General features: G+C 72.0%; 16 protein-coding genes and 1 pseudogene. 16 read left to right on the top strand and 1 reads right to left on the bottom strand.

What is annotated here, in order from left to right; translation table 11 throughout:
- Positions 1-42: 42 nt before the first annotated feature.
- Positions 43-414: pseudogene (locus IU369_RS23790) on the bottom strand (HAMP domain-containing protein); the annotation flags it as partial.
- 234 nt (positions 415-648) lie between these two features.
- Between IU369_RS23790 and IU369_RS02440 the strand changes: the two are divergent.
- The 16 genes from IU369_RS02440 (at position 649) to IU369_RS02365 (ending at position 16,941) form a co-directional block, all read left to right on the top strand.
- On the top strand, positions 649-936 hold the full coding sequence (locus IU369_RS02440) for an LPXTG cell wall anchor domain-containing protein (RefSeq protein ID WP_217922980.1): 288 nt from the start codon (positions 649-651) through the stop codon (positions 934-936).
- On the top strand, positions 933-1,163 hold the full coding sequence (locus IU369_RS02435) for a hypothetical protein (RefSeq protein ID WP_217922979.1): 231 nt from the start codon (positions 933-935) through the stop codon (positions 1,161-1,163). The genes IU369_RS02440 and IU369_RS02435 overlap by 4 nt, the downstream gene beginning before the upstream one ends.
- 178 nt (positions 1,164-1,341) lie before the next feature.
- A complete protein-coding gene (locus tag IU369_RS02430) occupies positions 1,342-2,328 on the top strand; it encodes an ABC transporter permease (RefSeq protein ID WP_217922978.1) in 987 nt (328 codons plus the stop codon).
- A 97-nt stretch (positions 2,329-2,425) separates the two neighbouring features.
- Positions 2,426-4,348 (top strand): ABC transporter substrate-binding protein, encoded by a 1,923-nt coding sequence (locus tag IU369_RS02425; RefSeq protein WP_217922977.1) that lies wholly within the window; start codon positions 2,426-2,428, stop codon positions 4,346-4,348.
- 77 nt (positions 4,349-4,425) lie between these two features.
- Positions 4,426-5,391, top strand: a complete 966-nt coding sequence (locus tag IU369_RS02420) for an ABC transporter permease (RefSeq protein WP_217922976.1) — start codon at positions 4,426-4,428, stop codon at positions 5,389-5,391.
- Positions 5,388-6,407, top strand: coding sequence for an ABC transporter ATP-binding protein (locus tag IU369_RS02415; RefSeq protein ID WP_217922975.1), 1,020 nt, complete (start codon positions 5,388-5,390; stop codon positions 6,405-6,407). The genes IU369_RS02420 and IU369_RS02415 overlap by 4 nt, the downstream gene beginning before the upstream one ends.
- A complete protein-coding gene (locus IU369_RS02410) occupies positions 6,404-7,453 on the top strand; it encodes an ABC transporter ATP-binding protein (RefSeq protein WP_217922974.1) in 1,050 nt (349 codons plus the stop codon). The genes IU369_RS02415 and IU369_RS02410 overlap by 4 nt, the downstream gene beginning before the upstream one ends.
- Before the next feature lie 46 nt (positions 7,454-7,499).
- Positions 7,500-8,078: a CDP-diacylglycerol--glycerol-3-phosphate 3-phosphatidyltransferase gene (gene pgsA / locus IU369_RS02405; RefSeq protein ID WP_217922973.1), complete on the top strand. Its 579-nt coding sequence runs from the start codon at positions 7,500-7,502 to the stop codon at positions 8,076-8,078.
- Positions 8,075-8,695, top strand: a complete 621-nt coding sequence (plsY, locus tag IU369_RS02400; RefSeq protein WP_217922972.1) for a glycerol-3-phosphate 1-O-acyltransferase PlsY — start codon at positions 8,075-8,077, stop codon at positions 8,693-8,695. Before pgsA ends, plsY begins: the two co-directional genes overlap by 4 nt.
- Positions 8,696-8,814: 119 nt before the next feature.
- The gene (locus IU369_RS02395) at positions 8,815-9,723 is read left to right on the top strand and encodes an MIP/aquaporin family protein (protein WP_217922971.1); all 909 of its coding nucleotides are present in this window, start codon (positions 8,815-8,817) and stop codon (positions 9,721-9,723) included.
- Positions 9,723-10,724: a dihydroxyacetone kinase subunit DhaK gene (gene dhaK, locus IU369_RS02390; RefSeq protein WP_217922970.1), complete on the top strand. Its 1,002-nt coding sequence runs from the start codon at positions 9,723-9,725 to the stop codon at positions 10,722-10,724. The genes IU369_RS02395 and dhaK overlap by 1 nt, the downstream gene beginning before the upstream one ends.
- Positions 10,721-11,380, top strand: a complete 660-nt coding sequence (gene dhaL / locus IU369_RS02385; protein WP_217922969.1) for a dihydroxyacetone kinase subunit DhaL — start codon at positions 10,721-10,723, stop codon at positions 11,378-11,380. Before dhaK ends, dhaL begins: the two co-directional genes overlap by 4 nt.
- A gap of 2 nt (positions 11,381-11,382) precedes the next feature.
- The gene (gene glpK, locus IU369_RS02380) at positions 11,383-12,897 is read left to right on the top strand and encodes a glycerol kinase GlpK (RefSeq protein WP_217922968.1); all 1,515 of its coding nucleotides are present in this window, start codon (positions 11,383-11,385) and stop codon (positions 12,895-12,897) included.
- Positions 12,894-14,465 carry an anaerobic glycerol-3-phosphate dehydrogenase subunit GlpA gene (gene glpA / locus IU369_RS02375; protein ID WP_343233217.1) on the top strand — a complete coding sequence of 524 codons (1,572 nt, stop codon included), beginning with the start codon at positions 12,894-12,896 and terminating at the stop codon, positions 14,463-14,465. Before glpK ends, glpA begins: the two co-directional genes overlap by 4 nt.
- Positions 14,462-15,712: a glycerol-3-phosphate dehydrogenase subunit GlpB gene (gene glpB / locus IU369_RS02370; protein ID WP_217922967.1), complete on the top strand. Its 1,251-nt coding sequence runs from the start codon at positions 14,462-14,464 to the stop codon at positions 15,710-15,712. Before glpA ends, glpB begins: the two co-directional genes overlap by 4 nt.
- On the top strand, positions 15,709-16,941 hold the full coding sequence (locus tag IU369_RS02365; RefSeq protein ID WP_217922966.1) for an anaerobic glycerol-3-phosphate dehydrogenase subunit C: 1,233 nt from the start codon (positions 15,709-15,711) through the stop codon (positions 16,939-16,941). Before glpB ends, IU369_RS02365 begins: the two co-directional genes overlap by 4 nt.

The following is a 16,941-nucleotide window of genomic DNA, read 5'->3' as shown; positions in this document are numbered from 1 at the left end:
GCGCATCCGGTTGTAGTCCTCGATCGAGCTCTGCATCCGCTCGAGAGTGACGTTGAAGGTGGAGGCGAGGGTGCCGAGCTCCGCGCCGGGGGCCGCCGACACGGGGGTGGTCACCGGGGTGACGACGTGCGTGAGGTCCCCGGAGGCCAGCTTCGACAGGCCCTCCGTGAGGCCGGCGAGGCAGTTGTCGGTGAGCGAGTCGAGGCGCGCCTGCAGCGGCTTCAGGCTCGAGGCGTCGCCCAGGGCCGCGGCGTAGTCCGCCGAGACGGTGTTGTAGGCGCCGACGGCGGACTGGACGTTCAGGATCAGGGCGTTGATCCGCTCGACCACCGCGTCGACGGCGGGGTCGCCGGAGCGGTCGTCGACGAGGGTCGTGACCGGGGTGACGCGGCGGGTCAGGTCGCCGGTCTCCATCGCCTGCAGGCCGGCGACGAGCTCGGCGGCACACCGGGAGTTGAGGCTGTCGAGCCGGTCGGCCACCTGGCCGAGGACGTCGCTGCCACGCCGTGACGAGGCGATGCGCATGAGTGTGCCCCTTGAGGGAGAGTGGAGGTTACCCCCGTGTCATCGGAATAACGTGACCCGGCTTGAATGAAAGGCACGGGCGGGCCGGCGCGCCCCGCGACGCCGCGTCGCTAGCCTCCGCACATGGAGACCCCGAACCGTCGTCGCCCGCCGCCGCGCCCACCCGGCGAGCCCCCGCCCGCACGGCCCCGGACGCCACGGTGGGCGGCGCGCGGCCCGGTCACCACGATCGCCTCCGTCGGCGCGCTCGTCGTGGTCGTCGTGGTGGTCGTCGCGTTCGCCACGGGGACGGCGGACGACCTGCCGTGGGGGGCGATCATCGGCGTCGTCGTCGTCCTCGGCGCGATGGTGCTCACCGCGCGGCGGCGCGAGCGGATGCTGCGCGACGCCTTCCCCGAGGACGACGGGTGACCGGCGACCCGGGGACGCCCCGCGACGACGACCGCCCCCCGCTGCCCGATCCGGGGCCGTTCCGGCGGCTCCAGCTCGCGACGGGAGCGCTCATCGTGGGCGCCGGGGTCATCACCCTGCTGAGCGACGAGCGCCCCGGCGCGGTGCGATGGGGGACCCTGGTGGGGTTGATCGTGCTGATCGTCACGATCTATGTTGTGACCCGACGCCGGAGGCCGCATGGCTAGGCCGGTCCCGGCCAAAGTCGCGAAAAGCAGCGGATTTATCCGGATCACAATGTGCACGGGGGCCATGTGAAGTTCGCCACGAGGGGGGTATGGTGCCGCCTTCCCATGAGCCCGACACCGCCCACACACCCCGCTCTCACGGCGGGACCGCCGTGACCTCGAGGGCGGACGCCCGCCGGTGAGCACCACGGCGGCCGAGACCGCGGGCGCGCCCGACGCGCCCCCGCCCGAGGCGACCGAGTCGGCCTCGATCGTCGGGCGGTCGCCCTCCCAGCTCTTCTGGATGCGGTTCCGGCAGGACAGGTTCGCGCTCGCCGGCCTCGCGGTGATCCTGCTGCTCGTCCTCCTCGCGATCTTCGCGCCGGCGTTCGCCGCCCTCGTGGGCCACGGGCCCAACGAGCTCTTCCAGCGCGAGACGACCGACGTCTTCGGGATCCCCGAGGGCCCGACCTCGAGCTTCTGGTTCGGGGCCGACAACAGCGGCCGCGACGTCTTCGTGCGGACGATCTACGGCACCCGGGTGTCGCTGCTCGTCGGCGTCGTCGCCACGCTGATCGCCGTGGTCGTCGGGATCGTCCTCGGCGTCATCGCCGGCTACTACGGCGGCGCGCTCGACACGTTCATCTCGCGGACGACCGACATCATCCTCTCGGTCCCGCTGCTGCTCTTCGCGATCGGCATCGTCGCCGCGTGCAGCACCTCCAAGGAGGGCTGCTTCTTCGGGACGATCAAGCCGGGGATGGGCCTGGTGATCCTGATCATCTCGCTGTTCACCTGGCCCTACGTGGCGCGGCTCGTCCGCGGCAACACCCTGTCCCTCCGCGAGCGCGAGTTCGTCGAGGCGAGCCGCTCGCTCGGCGCCGGCGACCTGCGGATCATGTTCCGGGAGATCCTGCCCAACCTGATCTCCCCGATCATCGTCTACGCGTCGCTGCTGATCCCCAGCAACATCCTCTTCGAGGCCTACCTCTCGTTCCTCGGCCTGGGCGTCCCCGACGAGACGCCCTCCTGGGGGAACATGGTCAGCGACTCGCTCGAGAACTTCGACGTGGTGTGGTGGCTGTGGCTCTTCCCCGGCCTCTTCCTCCTCGTCTCGGTCCTCGCGTTCAACCTCCTGGGCGACGGACTGCGCGACGCCCTCGACCCGCGGGCGGACCGGTCGTGAGCCGGCGCCGTCCCTCCACGCCCCCCACCACGGCGGCACACGTGCCCGGCCGGCGGCGCCTGGGGCTCCCGACAACGCACGACTGCGGAGGAACCGCATGACACGACGATGGCTCGTACGCGCGGGGGTCGCCACCCTCGCCTGCGTCGCCGCGTTCGGACTCGCCGCCTGTGGCGGGGACGACGACGACGCCGCGGACACGACCGGTGGCGGGGGCTCCGACGACATCACCGCCGTCATCGAGCAGCTCGGTGGGCCGGTGGACTTCGGCGAGCCCGCCCCCGGCGGCACCTACCGGATCGCCAACACCGACTTCGCCCAGAGCGACGGCTTCGACCCCAGCGGCGAGTACTTCGGCAGCGCCTGGACGATCTACAACTCGCTGCTGCTGCGGACCCTGGTGAGCTACCCGTTCACCGCCGGCCCCGCCGGCAACGAGCTCGTCGCCGACCTGGCGACCGAGATCCCCGAGCCGTCCGAGGACGGCCTCACCTACACGTTCACCCTCAAGGAGGGCGTGGAGTTCGGGCCGCCGGTGAACCGCGCGGTCACGTCCGAGGACATCAAGTTCGCCTTCGAGCGCATCGGCACGCCGAGCGTCGCCGCCCAGTACGGCTTCTACTACAACGTCATCGAGGGCATGCAGGAGTTCGCGGCCGGCGACGCCGACACGATCTCCGGCATCGCCACGCCCGACCCGCAGACGATCAGCTTCACGCTCACCGCCCCGACGGGTGACTTCCTCTACCGCCTCGCGATGCCGGCCACCGCGCCGATCCCCGAGGAGGTGGCGAAGTGCCACACCCGGGCGGCGGAGTACGGCCGCTACGTGATCGCGACCGGCCCGTACATGATCGACGGCTCCGACAAGCTGGACATCACGAGCTGCGCCAGCCAGAAGCCCATCTCCGGCTTCAACCCGAACACGGGCCTGAACATGGTCCGGAACCCGAACTACGACCCCGCCACCGACGACACGGAGATCCGGCAGAGCAACCCGGACCGCTTCGAGATCTCCGTGAACACCAACCTCGACGACATCTTCACCAAGATCGAGCGCGGTGAGCTCGAGGGGTCGTTCGAGACGCCGCCGAACGCCGTCCTGCGTCGCTACCTCCAGGACCCGGACATCCGCGAGAAGCTGCGCGTCAACTCCGGCGACCGCCTGTGGTTCATGTACATGAACCTCACGACGCCGCCGTTCGACGACGTCCACGTCCGCAAGGCGCTGAACCTCGTGATGGACCTCGAGGGCATCCAGCGCGCCTGGGGCGGCCCGGTCCAGGGCAGCACGCCGACCGACGTGCTCCCCGACACGATGATGCCGTCGCTCACCTCCGACGCGTACGCGCCGTTCCAGCAGCCGCCGTTCGCCGGCGACGTGGAGGCCGCGAAGGCCGAGATGGCGCAGTCGAAGTACGACACCGACCAGGACGGCATCTGCGACGCGCCGGCCTGCAAGGGCATCGTCAACGTCAACCGCAACTTCGCGCCGTGGTCGACGATGTCGCCGATCATCGCGCAGTCCGCCGCCGAGATCGGCCTCGAGATCGAGACCCGCGAGCTGTCGCGTTCGGCCGTCAACGACGCGTCGAGCACCACGGCCCGGAAGATCCCGCTCTCCGCCGGCAACGGCTGGGGCAAGGACTACGCCGACCCGAGCACCTTCATGGTGCTGTTCGACGGGCGGAACCTGATCCCGAGCGGCAACACCGCGTTCTCCCTCGTCGGCGTGACGGAGCAGCAGGCCGGGGAGCTCGGGGTGACCATCCCGGAGGGTGGCGTGCCGAGCGTCGATGCGGACATCGACGCCTGCACCCCGCTGACCGGCGAGGAGCGCACGACCTGCTGGGAGACCCTCGACAAGAAGATCACCGAGGAGATCGTCCCCTGGGTCCCGCTCATGGACGCCACGGCGATCGACCTGATCGGCCCCGCGGTGACCCGTTACGACATGGACCAGAACGGCACCGAGATGGCGCTGTCCCGCGTCGCGGTCGACCCGTCCCTCCAGAACTGAGGGGAGGCCGGGACCACTGACGGGCTGACGGGACGGGGCACGGACGCCCCGTCCCGGCTCGCCGCCCCCGGACACCAATGACCCGCTACATCATCCGCCGGCTCATCTACGTGGTCCTCGTGGTCTTCGCGGTCACGCTGGTCGCGTTCACGATCTTCTTCGTGCTGCCGTCGACCGACCCGGCCGTCGCCTTCGCGGGACGCAGCCCCACCCCGGAGCTGATCGCCGAGGTCGAGGAGCAGCTCGGTCTCGACAAGCCGGTCCCCGTCCAGTACGGCCTGTACATCAAGCGCCTGATGCTCGGCGACGAGTACGGCTGGCCCGGGCTCGGGATCTCGTACAACACCCGGTCGCCGGTACGGGAGGAGATCATCTCCCGGACGGCGGTGACGCTGCAGATCGCCATCGGCGGAGCGATCCTGTGGTTGCTGATCGGCATACCGATCGGCGTGCTCAGCGCCCTGAAGCGGCGCACGGCCGCCGACCGCATCTCGATGGGCTTCGCCCTCATCGGGGTGTCGACGCCCGTGTTCCTGCTCGGGCTGATCTCGCTCTACGTCTTCTGGGAGAAGCTCGACATCCTCCCCGGCACGGGCTACGTGCCCTTCGCCGAGGACCCCGTCGACTGGTTCCTCCACATGATCCTGCCCTGGTCGGTGCTCGCCCTCCTGTTCGCGGCGATCTACGCCCGCGTGGTGCGCGGCAACATGATCGACACGATGGGCGAGGACTTCATCCGCACCGCGCGCGCCAAGGGCGTCAGCGAACGGCGGGTCGTGGCCCGCCACGGCCTGCGGGCCGGCGTGACGCCCATCGTCACCCTCCTCGGCATCGACCTCGCGATCCTCGTGGGCAACACGGTGGTCACCGAGACCGTCTTCAACATGCCGGGCCTGGGCAACTACATCCTCATCTCGACCGACTCCGGAGACCTGCCCGGCGTGCTCGCCGTCGTCGTGCTCGCCTCGTTCGCCGTGGCGCTGCTCAGCCTGGTGAGCGACATCGTCTACGCGTACCTCGACCCCCGCGTGCGGTACCGATGAGCACGCCGCTGCTGGAGGTGCGCGACCTCGTCGTCCACTTCCCCACCGAGGACGGCCTCGTGAAGGCGGTGGACGGCGCGAGCTTCACCCTGCGCTCCGGCGAGACCCTCGGGGTCGTCGGGGAGTCGGGGTCGGGCAAGAGCGTCACGTTCATGACGGTGATGGGCCTCATCAACCGCACGCGCGCGCGCGTCAGCGGCCAGGTCCTCTTCGACGGCGTCGACCTGCTGACGCTCCCCGACCGCCAGCTCCGCCGCCTCCGCGGCGAGCGCGTCGGCATGGTCTTCCAGGACCCGATGACGTCGCTGCACCCCATGCACCGCGTCGGCGACCAGGTCGCCGAGTCGGTGCTCGCCCACCGCGACGTCTCGAAGTCGGTCGCGGCCGCCATGGCGGTCGACGCCCTGCGCCGGGTCGGCATCCCCGCCCCCGAGCAGCGGGCCCGCCAGTACCCCCACGAGTTCTCCGGCGGCATGCGCCAGCGCGCGATGATCGCCATGGCCCTCGTCCTCGAACCCGACCTGCTCATCGCCGACGAGCCGACCACGGCCCTCGACGTGACGGTCCAGGCCCAGATCCTCGAGCTGATCGCGGAGCTGAAGGACCGCCTCGGCATCGGCGTCGTCCTGATCAGCCACAACCTCGGCGTCATCGCCGACGTCGCCCAGCGGGTGATGATCATGTACGCGGGCCGGCCCGTGGAGCTCGGTGACCGCGACGAGGTCTTCGAGCGTCCCCGCCACCCCTACGGGTGGGGCCTGCTCGAGTCGATCCCCCGCCCCGACGTGCGCGTCGAGCGGCTGCTGCCGATCGAGGGCGCGCCGCCGTCCCTCATCAACGTGCCGCCCGGCTGCCCGTTCCACCCCCGCTGCCCGCACCGCTTCAGCCCCTGCGACACGGAGCGGCCGCCGATGGTCGGCGACGACGCCCACAGCGACGCCTGCCACCTCTCCGCCGCCGACAAGGTCCGGCTGTGGGCCGAGCGCCGGGCCCGCCTCGAGGACGCCGCCGCATGAGCACCGCCCCCGTCCCCGACGGGCCGCTGCTCGAGGTCGCCCACCTCACCAAGCACTTCCCCATCACCCGGGGGATCCTGTTCCAGCGCGCCGTCGGCGCGGTGAAGGCCGTGGAGGACGTGAGCTTCACGATCAACCGCGGCGAGACGCTCGGGCTGGTCGGCGAGTCGGGGTGCGGCAAGTCGACGACGGCGCGGCTGGTGACGCGCCTCCTCGAGCCGACGTCCGGCGAGATCCGGTTCGACGGCAAGGAGGTCTCGCACCTCGGGCGGAGCGACCTCCGCACCATGCGCCGCGACATGCAGATGATCTTCCAGGACCCCTACGCCTCGCTGAACCCGCGGCACCCGGTCGGCGCGATCATCTCCGAGCCGTTCCGCATCCACGGCGTCGAGGGCGACACCAAGGCCGACGTCCAGGCGCTGATGGCGCGCGTCGGGCTCAACCCGGAGCACTACAACCGGTACCCCCACGAGTTCTCCGGCGGGCAGCGCCAGCGCATCGGGGTGGCGCGCGCCCTGGCGCTGAACCCCCTGATGATCGTCGCCGACGAGCCGGTCTCGGCCCTCGACGTCTCGATCCAGGCGCAGATCCTGAACCTGCTGAAGGACCTGCAGGACGAACGGGACCTGACGTACCTGTTCATCTCCCACGACCTCGGCGTGGTGCGGCACGTGTCCGACCGGATCGCCGTGATGTACCTCGGCCGCATCGTCGAGGTCGCGGGCGCCGACGAGCTCTACGAGGACCCCCGCCACCCGTACACCGCCGCCCTGCTGTCGGCGGTCCCGAAGGGGCACCAGGGCACCACGCGGGACCGGATCGTTCTGACGGGCGACGTCCCGTCGCCCGCCGACCCCCCGCCGGGGTGCCCGTTCCACCCGCGGTGCCCGAAGGCGCGGCTCGTCGCCGGGGCCGGCGAGGAGGTGCCCGAGAAGTGCCGTACCGAGGTGCCGCCGCTCGCGACCCTCACCCCCGGTCACGAGGCCGCCTGCTGGTACCCCGTCACCGCCGGCGAGAGCCTGCAGGCGGCCGCGCACGCCTGACGCGGCCGCCGCGGCCCGGCCGGGGGCGGCGGATATGCTGCGCGGCGTGCGATCCGGCCCACTGAACGCGCCGCTCTGGTTCACCGCGGCGCGGATCGTGGCGATCCCGCCGTTGATGGTCCTCATCCTCGTCGATGACATCCCGGGCGGACGCTGGTGGGCCTTCGGCGTCTTCGTCGCGGCCTGCGTCACCGACTCCGTCGACGGCTGGCTCGCGCGGTCGCGCGGCCTCGTCACCGTGGCCGGCGCGTTCCTCGACACCCTCGCCGACAAGCTCCTCATGTCGGCGGCGCTCGTCTGCCTGGTCGAGACCGGCGACGTGCCGGCGTGGGCGGCGATGATCATCATCGGCCGGGAGTTCGCGGTGACGGGGCTGCGGATGATCGCCGCGTCCGAGGACGTGATCATCTCGGCGGGGCGCTTCGGCAAGGCGAAGGCCCTCAGCCAGAACGTCGCCGTCGCCTGCATCATCGCCCCCGGAGTCGCCGGCGCCGTCGAGGACGCCCTGCTCGGCCTCGCGCTCGTGCTGACCGTGCTGAGCGGGGCCCACTACTTCCTGGTCGCCCGCTGGCGGATCTTCGCGAGCAAGCCGACCACCTCGCCCGAGGCGCTGCGCGAGCCGTGAACGCCCTCGTCGCCACCGTCGTCGCGTACCTGCTGGGGTCGATCCCGTTCGCCTACCTCGCGGGGCGCGCCAAGGGCATCGACCTGCGCACCGTGGGGAGCGGCAACCTCGGCGCCGCGAACGTGTTCCGCGCCCTGGGCAAGGGTATGGGCATCTCGGTCATGGCGCTCGACATCGGCAAGGGCGTCGTCGCCGTGCTGCTCGCGCGCCTCATCACCGACGACCCGTGGCCCGCCGTCGCCGCCGGCGCCGCGATGGCGGGGCACGTCTTCCCCGTCTGGCTGCGCTTCAAGGGGGGCAAGGGCGTCGCCGTCGGCGGGGGCGCCGTGATCGGCCTGATGCCGCTCGCCGCCGTGCTGCTGCTCGCCCTGTGGGCCGTGGTCCTCGTGACGACCCGGTACTCGTCGCTCGCGAGCATCGTCGCCGCCGCCGCCGCGACCCCCGTCGTCTGGGCGATGGGCTACCCCACGTCGCGTGTCGTCTTCGTCGCGATCGGGTGCGCGGGCGTCCTGGTGCTGCACCGCTCCAACATGCGGCGCCTGCTCGCCGGCACCGAGAACCGCATCGCGTTCTCCCGCCGCCCCGCCGCCGACGCCGAGCCCGGCTCACCCGCCTGAGGCTTACGGCGTAAGTCGAAAGGCCGGAAACTGCAGGTGAGACACCGGAGGGGGTTTCCCGGCCGACGTCGCGGGGGGATACTCGTGGCGATCGTTACAACCCCCGGAAGGGAGGGAGCGTGGCAGAAGCGACCTATGCCGGCACCCGGCGTGGTGACTGGCGCAACACCCAGGCGGGTGAACTCCTCTCGGAGTTCCTCGGCACCCTCGTCCTTATCGCCTTCGGCACCGGGGTGGTCGCGATGGCCGTCGCGGGCCTCCCCCAGTCCGGCCGCGGTGATGGCACCATCAGCAACGGCGACTGGCTGCTCATCACCTTCGGGTGGGGCATGGCCGTCATCATGGGCGTCTACGTGGCCGGCGGCATCAGCGGCGCGCACATCAACCCGGCCGTGACCATCGCGCTCGCGCTGCGCCGCGGCTTCGCGTGGAGCAAGGTCCCCGGCTACATCGCCGCGCAGGTCGTCGGCGCCTTCGTCGGCGCCGCGATCGTCTTCCTGAACTACAAGGACGCGATCGACGCCGCCGAGAACGCCGCGGGCGTCGGCAACAAGGACGCCAGCACCGTCGGCATCTTCGTCACCGGACCCGCCCAGTACTTCACCGACTACTGGGGTCCGATCGTCTCCGAGATCACCGGCACCGCCCTGCTGATCATCATCGTGTTCGCCGTCATCGACACGATGAACATCCCGCCCAAGGGCAACCTGGGAGCCATCGTCATCGGGTTCGGCGTCATGGCGATCGGCATGTCGTTCGGCGCGAACTCCGGCTACGCCATCAACCCGGCCCGCGACTTCGGTCCGCGGCTCTTCGCGTGGATGGCCGGCTGGGGCGACAGCGCCCTGCCCGGCGTCCAGGGCAACCTCGACGCGTACTGGTGGGTCCCGATCGTCGCGCCCATCATCGGTGCCGTCATCGGCGCCTTCATCTACGACTTCCTCATCAACGACGTCCTGAAGGCCCGGCACAAGCCCGCGGACCCCGACCTGGTCCAGCGCGGCGAGGTCGCGGAGGACGAGCTCTGATGAAGAAGCTCCTGAACGATCCGGCGGACCTGGGCACGGACTCGCTGCGCGGCTTCGGCGCCGCGCACGCGGACCTCGTCCGGGTCAACCTCGACCCGAACTACGTGGTGCGCGCCGACGCGCCCGTCCAGGGCAAGGTCGGGGTCCTCTCGGGCGGGGGCGCGGGCCACGAGCCCATGCACGGCGGGTTCGTCGGCATGGGCATGCTCGACGTGGCGTGCCCGGGGGAGATCTTCACCTCCCCCACCCCCGACCAGATGTACGAGGCGACCAAGGCCGTCGACGGCGGCGCCGGAGTGCTGCACATCGTCAAGAACTACACCGGCGACGTCCTGAACTTCGAGATGGCCGCCGACCTCGCACGGACCGACGGCATCGAGGTCTCGGCCGTCGTCACGAACGACGACGTCGCGGTGCAGGACAGCCTCTTCACGGCGGGGCGCCGCGGCGTCGGCGTCACGGTGCTGGCGGAGAAGATCGTCGGCGCCGCCGCCGAGGAGGGCCGCGACCTCGCGGCCGTCACCGAGATCTGCGAGCGGGTCAACGCGCAGGGCCGCAGCATGGGCATGGCGTTGACCTCCTGCACGGTGCCGGCGGCGGGGAAGCCCACGTTCGAGCTGGGCGAGGACGAGATGGAGATCGGCATCGGCATCCACGGCGAGCCGGGCCGCGAGCGCAGGAAGCTCGCGAGCGCGAGGGAGGTCGTGGAGATGCTCGCCACGCCGATCGTGGAGGACCTGCCCTTCTCGTCCGGGGACGAGGTGCTCGCCTTCGTCAACGGCATGGGCGGCACCCCGCAGATCGAGCTGTACCTCGTGTACCACGAGCTCGCGACGCTCCTCGAGGGCCGCGGGATCACGATCACGCGGAACCTCGTCGGCTCGTACATCACGTCGCTCGAGATGGCCGGGTGCTCGATCACCCTGCTGAAGCTCGACGACGAGCTCACGCGCCTCTGGGACGCACCGGTGAGGACCGCCGGCCTGCGCTGGGGCGCATGAGCGGCGACCGGCGGATACCGGCCGGCGAGGTCGCGGCGTGGCTGCGCGACTTCGCCGGGGCGGTCGCCGAGGCCAAGGACGAGCTCACGCGGCTCGACGCGGCCATCGGCGACGCCGACCACGGCATCAACATGGACCGCGGCATGCGCGCCGTGCTCGACAAGCTCGACGCCGAGGAGCCCGGCGACGTCCCGGGGCTGATGCGCGCGGTCGGCATGGCGCTGATCTCCAAGGTGGGCGGCGCCGCCGGCCCGCTCTACGGCACCTTCTTCCTGCAGTTCGGATCGGCCGCGGGCACGTCCCCGCTCTCCCCGGAGGGCTGGGTCGCGTGCTTCGAGGCCGGCGTCGCCGGCGTGCGGTCGCGGGGGAAGGCCGAGCCCGAGGACAAGACCATGGTGGACGCCCTGATGCCCGCCGCCGCCGCGATGCGCGCGGCGCTGGCCGACGGCGCGTCGTTCCCCGAGGTGCTCGCCCGCGGAGCGGACGGGGCCGAGGAGGGCACCCGGGCCACCATCCCGCTCGTCGCGCGCAAGGGCCGCGCCAGCTACCTGGGCGAGCGCAGTGCGGGGCACCAGGACCCGGGTGCCACATCGAGTGCCCTTCTCGTGCGGTGCGCCGCGCGGACGTGGGCCGCAGAGATCGACGGATCGGAGTAGACGTGGCTGATTACGTAGGCGCGATCGACCAGGGGACGACCAGTTCCCGCTTCATGATCTTCGACCACGGTGGGCGGGTGAAGTCGATCGCCCAGAAGGAGCACGAGCAGATCTATCCCAAGCCGGGATGGGTCGAGCACGACCCCGCCGAGGTCTGGGCGCGCACCGAGGAGGTCATCGGGGAGGCGCTCGAGTCGGCCGGCCTGACGAAGGACGACCTCGCGGCGATCGGCATCACCAACCAGCGCGAGACGGCGGTGGTGTGGGACAGGACGACCGGCAAGGCCGTCTACAACGCGATCGTGTGGCAGGACACCCGCACCGACAAGATCTGCGACAAGCTCATGGCCGACGGCGGCCAGGACCGGCTCCGCCCGAAGACGGGGCTGCCGATCGCGACGTACTTCTCCGGGCCGAAGGTCCGGTGGATCCTCGACAACGTCGAGGGCGCCCAGCAGAAGGCGGACGCGGGCGACCTCCTGTTCGGCAACATGGACACGTGGGTCATCTGGAACCTGACCGGCGGCGTCGACGGGGGCCTGCACATCACCGATGTGAGCAACGCCAGCCGGACCCTGCTGATGGACCTCGAGTCGCTCGCCTGGGATGACGAGCTGCTCGAGATCGTCGGCGTCCCCCGGGCGATGCTCCCCGAGATCCGCTCGTCGAGCGAGGTCTACGGCGAGGCCGCCATCGACTCGGTGAAGGGCGTCAGGGTCGCCGGCGACCTCGGCGACCAGCAGGCAGCCCTCTTCGGCCAGACCTGCTTCGCCGTCGGCGAGGCGAAGAACACCTACGGCACCGGCAACTTCCTGCTCCTGAACACGGGCACCGAGGCCGTCCAGAGCACCCACGGCCTCATCACCACCGCCGCGTACCGCATCGGGGACGGCCCCTGCGTCTACGCGCTGGAGGGGTCGATCGCGATCACCGGCGCCCTGGTGCAGTGGCTCCGGGACAACCTCAAGGTGATCAAGGCGGCGCCCGAGGTCGAGGAGCTCGCGAAGTCCGTCGAGAACAACGGCGGCGTCTACTTCGTGCCGGCGTTCTCCGGCCTCTTCGCCCCGTACTGGCGCAGCGACGCCCGCGGCGTCATCGCCGGCCTCACCCGCTTCGTCACCGTCGGGCACATCGCCCGGGCGACGCTCGAGGCGACGGCGTACCAGAGCCGCGAGGTCGTCGAGGCGATGGCCGCCGACTCCGGCGTCGAGCTCACGGCGCTCAAGGTGGACGGCGGCATGGTGCAGAACGACCTGCTCATGCAGTTCCAGGCCGACCTGCTCAACGTCGACGTGATCCGCCCCGCGGTCGCCGAGACCACCGCGCTCGGCGCGGCCTACGCCGCCGGCCTCGCCGTCGGCTTCTGGGCCGAGCAGGAGGACCTGCGGGAGAACTGGCAGGAGGACAAGCGCTGGACGCCCGCGATGGACCAGTCGCAGCGCGAGGTCGAGTACCGCCACTGGAAGAAGGCGGTCACGAAGTCGTTCGACTGGGTGGAGAAGGAGGACGGGGAATAGACACCCTGGAATGTGACGTCCTCGTCATCGGCGGCGGCGCGACCGGCCTCGGGGTCGTTCGCGACGCCGCCATGCGGGGTTTCCGCTGCATCCTCGTCGAGCGGGTCGACCTGGGGCAGGGGACGACCGGCCGTTTCCACGGGCTCCTGCACTCGGGCGGCCGGTACGTCATCTCCGACCCGCGGTCGGCGACCGAGTGCGCCGAGGAGAGCGCGACGGTGAAGCGCATCGCCGCGGAGGCCGTCGAGGACACGGGCGGCCTGTTCGTCACGACCCCCGCCGACGACCCCGACTACGCCGACCGGTTCCTCGCCGGGGCCCGGGCGACGGGCGTGCCGGTGCAGGAGATCCCCGTCGCCGACGCGCTGCGGCGCGAGCCGCGCATCAACCCCGGCATCTCCCGCGCGTTCGAGGTGGCCGACGCGTCCATCGACGCCTGGAAGCTCCTGTGGGCGAACCAGCGCTCGGCGGTCGAGCACGGCGCCCGGATCCTCCCGTACCACTGGGTGACGGAGGTGGTGCGCGACGGCGACCGCGTCGCGGGGGCCGTCTGCCACGACAACCGCAACGAGCGCGTCGTGCGCATCGAGGCCGGGTTCACGGTCAACGCCGGCGGCATCTGGGCGGGCGAGATCGCCGACATGGCCGACTGCCCCGGCGTCACCGTCGTCCCCGGCAAGGGGATCATGATCGCGATGAACCACCGGCTGGTGAACACGGTGGTCAACCGCTGCGAGCACCCCGGCGACGGCGACATCCTCGTCCCGATCCGGACCGTCTGCGTGATCGGCACGACCGACACCGCCGCGGACAGCCCCGACGACCTCGACATCCACTCCGACGAGGTCCAGCAGATGCTGGACTCCGGCGAGGTGCTGGTGCCCGGCTTCCGCCAGGCCCGGGCGCTGCACGCGTGGACGGGCTCGCGGCCCCTCTTCAAGGACGAGCGCGCCGACCCGGACGCCGACACCCGCCACATGAGCCGCGGCCTGGCGCTCGTCGACCACCTGTCCCGCGACGGCGTCAGCGGGTTCCTCACCATCACCGGCGGCAAGCTGACGACGTACCGGCTGATGGCGGAGACCGTCGTCGACGCGATGTGCGCGCAGCTCGGCACCGCGCGCGCCTGCACGACCGCCGACGAGGCCATGCCGGGCTCCGAGGACGGACGGCACTACTGGCTGGGGTCGCGCCTCGCCGCCCAGGAGGAGGCGATGGCCGACGACCAGCTCGTCTGCGAGTGCGAGCTGATGCCGCGGCGCCGGCTGATCGAGGCGGCCGCGCGGCGCCCCGGCATGAACCTCGACGACGTGCGGCGCGTGCTGCGGCTCGGCATGGGGCCGTGCCAGGGCGGCTTCTGCACCTACCGGGCCACCGGCATCCTCCACGGGCTCGGCGACGCCGAGGCGCCGAAGGCCGACGCGCTGCTGCTGCAGTTCCTCCAGCACCGCTGGCTGGGGCTCGAGCCGATCCTACACGGGGACCAGATGCGCCAGGCCTGCCTGGACGACTGGATCTTCCAGGGCACGCTCGACGTCGAGCACCTCCCCGTGACGCCGCCGACGTGAGCCGCGTCGTCGTCATCGGCGCGGGGCTCGCGGGCCTCGTCGCCGGGATCCGCCTGGCGCGCGAGGGCGCCCACGTCACCGTGGTCGCGAAGGGCGCCGGCAGCCTGCCGCTGTCGCCGGGCACCATCGACGTGCTGGGGTACGCGCCCGGCCGCGTGACGTCGCCGCGGGAGGAGATGGCCGGCTTCACGGAGGCCAACCCCGGCCACCCCTACGCGCACCTCGCCCCCGCCCTCGACGAGGCGCTCGAGTGGTTCCGCGGCCTGGTGCCCGAGCTGGACTACGTGGGCGGCACCGCCGGGAACATGCTGCTGCCGACCGCGGTCGGCGTGCCCCGCCCCACGGCGCTCGCCCCCGCCGCGATGGCCGCCGGCGACCTGCGGTCCGGCGGGCGCCTCGTCGCCGTCGGCCTGACGGCGCTGAAGGACTTCTTCCCGTCGCTGCTCGCCGACAACCTGCGGCGCGCCGACCTGCCGGGCGGCCCCGTCGAGGTGCGCCACGCCGAGGTCGACGCCTCGCCGCGCCCCGGGCGCGCCGACGTCGCGGCGCAGGTGTTCGCGCGGGCGCTCGACGACGCCCCCTTCCGCGCGGTGCTGGGCGACGCCCTGCGCGGGGTCGCCCGCGACGGCGAGACGATCCTGATGCCCGCGGTGCTCGGCATGGCACGCCCCGCCGAGGCCCTCGCCGAGGTGACCCGCCGGGCCGGCGCCCCGGTGGCGGAGGTCCCCACCGTCCCGCCGTCGGTTCCGGGGCTGCGCCTCAACGCGGCCCTGACGGCCGCCCTCCGCGCCGCCGGGGGCCGCCTGGTGCTCGGCCCGTCCGCCGTCGGCAGCGCCGGCGACGGCGGCCGCCTCACCGGCGTGCGGGTCCAGGAGGCGGCACGGACGCGCACGCTGGCCGCGGACGCCGTCGTGCTCGCCACCGGCGGGTTCTCGGCCGGCGGCATCGAGCTCGACTCCCACGGGGCGCTGCACGAGGTGGTCCTCGGGCTGCCGGTCACCGGCCCGGCCGAGGGCGACCGCGGCCTCTCCTCCCGCCACCTCGACCACCAGCCGCTCATGGCGGCCGGCGTCGCGGTCGACGCCGGCGGGCGCCCGGTCGGGCCCGGCGGCGAGCCGGTCTGGGAGAACCTGTGGGCGGCGGGGTCCATCGTCGCCGGGGCACTGCCGTGGCGGGAGAAGTCCGGCGAGGGCATCGCCATCGCGGGCGGGTACCGCGCGGCGTCCGCGATCCAGGAGGGCACATGAGTGAGCACCAGCTGCACGAGCTGATGCGCGACTCGCTCGACCACTGCGTCAAGTGCACGATCTGCGAGACCTACTGCCCGGTGGCGGCGGCGACGCCCCTGTTCCCCGGGCCGAAGTACGTCGGCCCGCAGGCCGAGCGCTACCGCGGCGACGGGGTGGCCGACGACTCGCTCGACTACTGCTCGAGCTGCGGCATCTGCACCCAGGTCTGCCCCCAGGGCGTGAAGATCGCGGAGATCAACAACCAGGCGAAGGCGGCCCTCGCGGAGAGCCGCGGCGTGTCGCTGCGCGACCGCCTGATCGCCCGGCCGACGCTCGCGGGCTGGATGGGCGCCCCCGTCGCGCCGATCGCCAACTGGACGACGTCGTTCGGGCCGTTCCGGTGGGTCCTCGAGAAGGTGCTGCGCATCCACCGCCGGGCCGCGCTCCCGCGGTGGGCGGGCCGCACCTTCCAGAGCCGCACCCGCCGGCGGCTGCGCCGCCCCCCGGACGCGGCCGCCGCCGCGCGCCAGGTGGTCTTCTTCCACGGGTGCGCCGCGAACTTCTACGAGCCGGACACCGGCACCCGCGCCGTCGAGGTGCTGCAGCACAACGGGCTCGAGGTGATCGTGCCGAAGCAGGGTTGCTGCGGCCTGCCGCTGCAGAGCAACGGCCAGTACGACGCCGCCCGCTCCTACGTCCGCCGCCTCGCCGCCCAGCTCGCCCCCTACGCGCGGGCCGGCCACGACATCGTCGCCACCTCCACGAGCTGCGGGCTGATGCTCAAGCGCGAGGCGAACGAGATCCTCGGGGTGGACGACGACGACCTGCGGGTCGTGTCGGAGCGCATGTACGACATCTGCGAGTACCTCGTCCTCATGCACGAGCGCGGCGAGCTGCGCACCGACATGCGGGCCGTCGACATGGCGGTGCCGTACCACGCCCCCTGCCAGCAGCGCGGCCACGGCGTCGGCACACCGGCGATGGAGCTGCTCGACCTGATCCCGGGGCTCCGCGCCACCCAGGTCGACGCCGTCTGCTGCGGCGTCGCCGGCACCTACGGGCTGAAGGCCGAGAAGTACGACATCGGCATGGAGGTCGGCCGGTCGCTCTTCGACCAGGTCCGGGCGTCCGGGGCCGACCTGTCGGTCTGCGACTCCGAGACGTGCCGCTGGCACATCGCCGCCGCCACGGACCGTCCCTCGGTCCACCCGATCGAGATGCTCCACCGCGCCTACGGCCTCGACTGA

Origin of the sequence: Miltoncostaea oceani (assembly GCF_018141545.1) — a bacterium.
GTDB lineage: Bacteria > Actinomycetota > Thermoleophilia > Miltoncostaeales > Miltoncostaeaceae > Miltoncostaea > Miltoncostaea oceani.
This window is presented reverse-complemented; position numbering and strand designations above follow the sequence as displayed.

Coding starts and splice junctions, on each gene's coding strand:
- dhaL (WP_217922969.1), top strand. CDS start 10,721: ATGAGCGGCGACCGGCGGATACCGGCCGGCGAGGTCGCGGCGTGGCTG.
- IU369_RS02410 (WP_217922974.1), top strand. CDS start 6,404: ATGAGCACCGCCCCCGTCCCCGACGGGCCGCTGCTCGAGGTCGCCCAC.
- IU369_RS02365 (WP_217922966.1), top strand. CDS start 15,709: ATGAGTGAGCACCAGCTGCACGAGCTGATGCGCGACTCGCTCGACCAC.
- IU369_RS02415 (WP_217922975.1), top strand. CDS start 5,388: ATGAGCACGCCGCTGCTGGAGGTGCGCGACCTCGTCGTCCACTTCCCC.
- IU369_RS02420 (WP_217922976.1), top strand. CDS start 4,426: ATGACCCGCTACATCATCCGCCGGCTCATCTACGTGGTCCTCGTGGTC.
- IU369_RS02440 (WP_217922980.1), top strand. CDS start 649: ATGGAGACCCCGAACCGTCGTCGCCCGCCGCCGCGCCCACCCGGCGAG.
- dhaK (WP_217922970.1), top strand. CDS start 9,723: ATGAAGAAGCTCCTGAACGATCCGGCGGACCTGGGCACGGACTCGCTG.
- IU369_RS02425 (WP_217922977.1), top strand. CDS start 2,426: ATGACACGACGATGGCTCGTACGCGCGGGGGTCGCCACCCTCGCCTGC.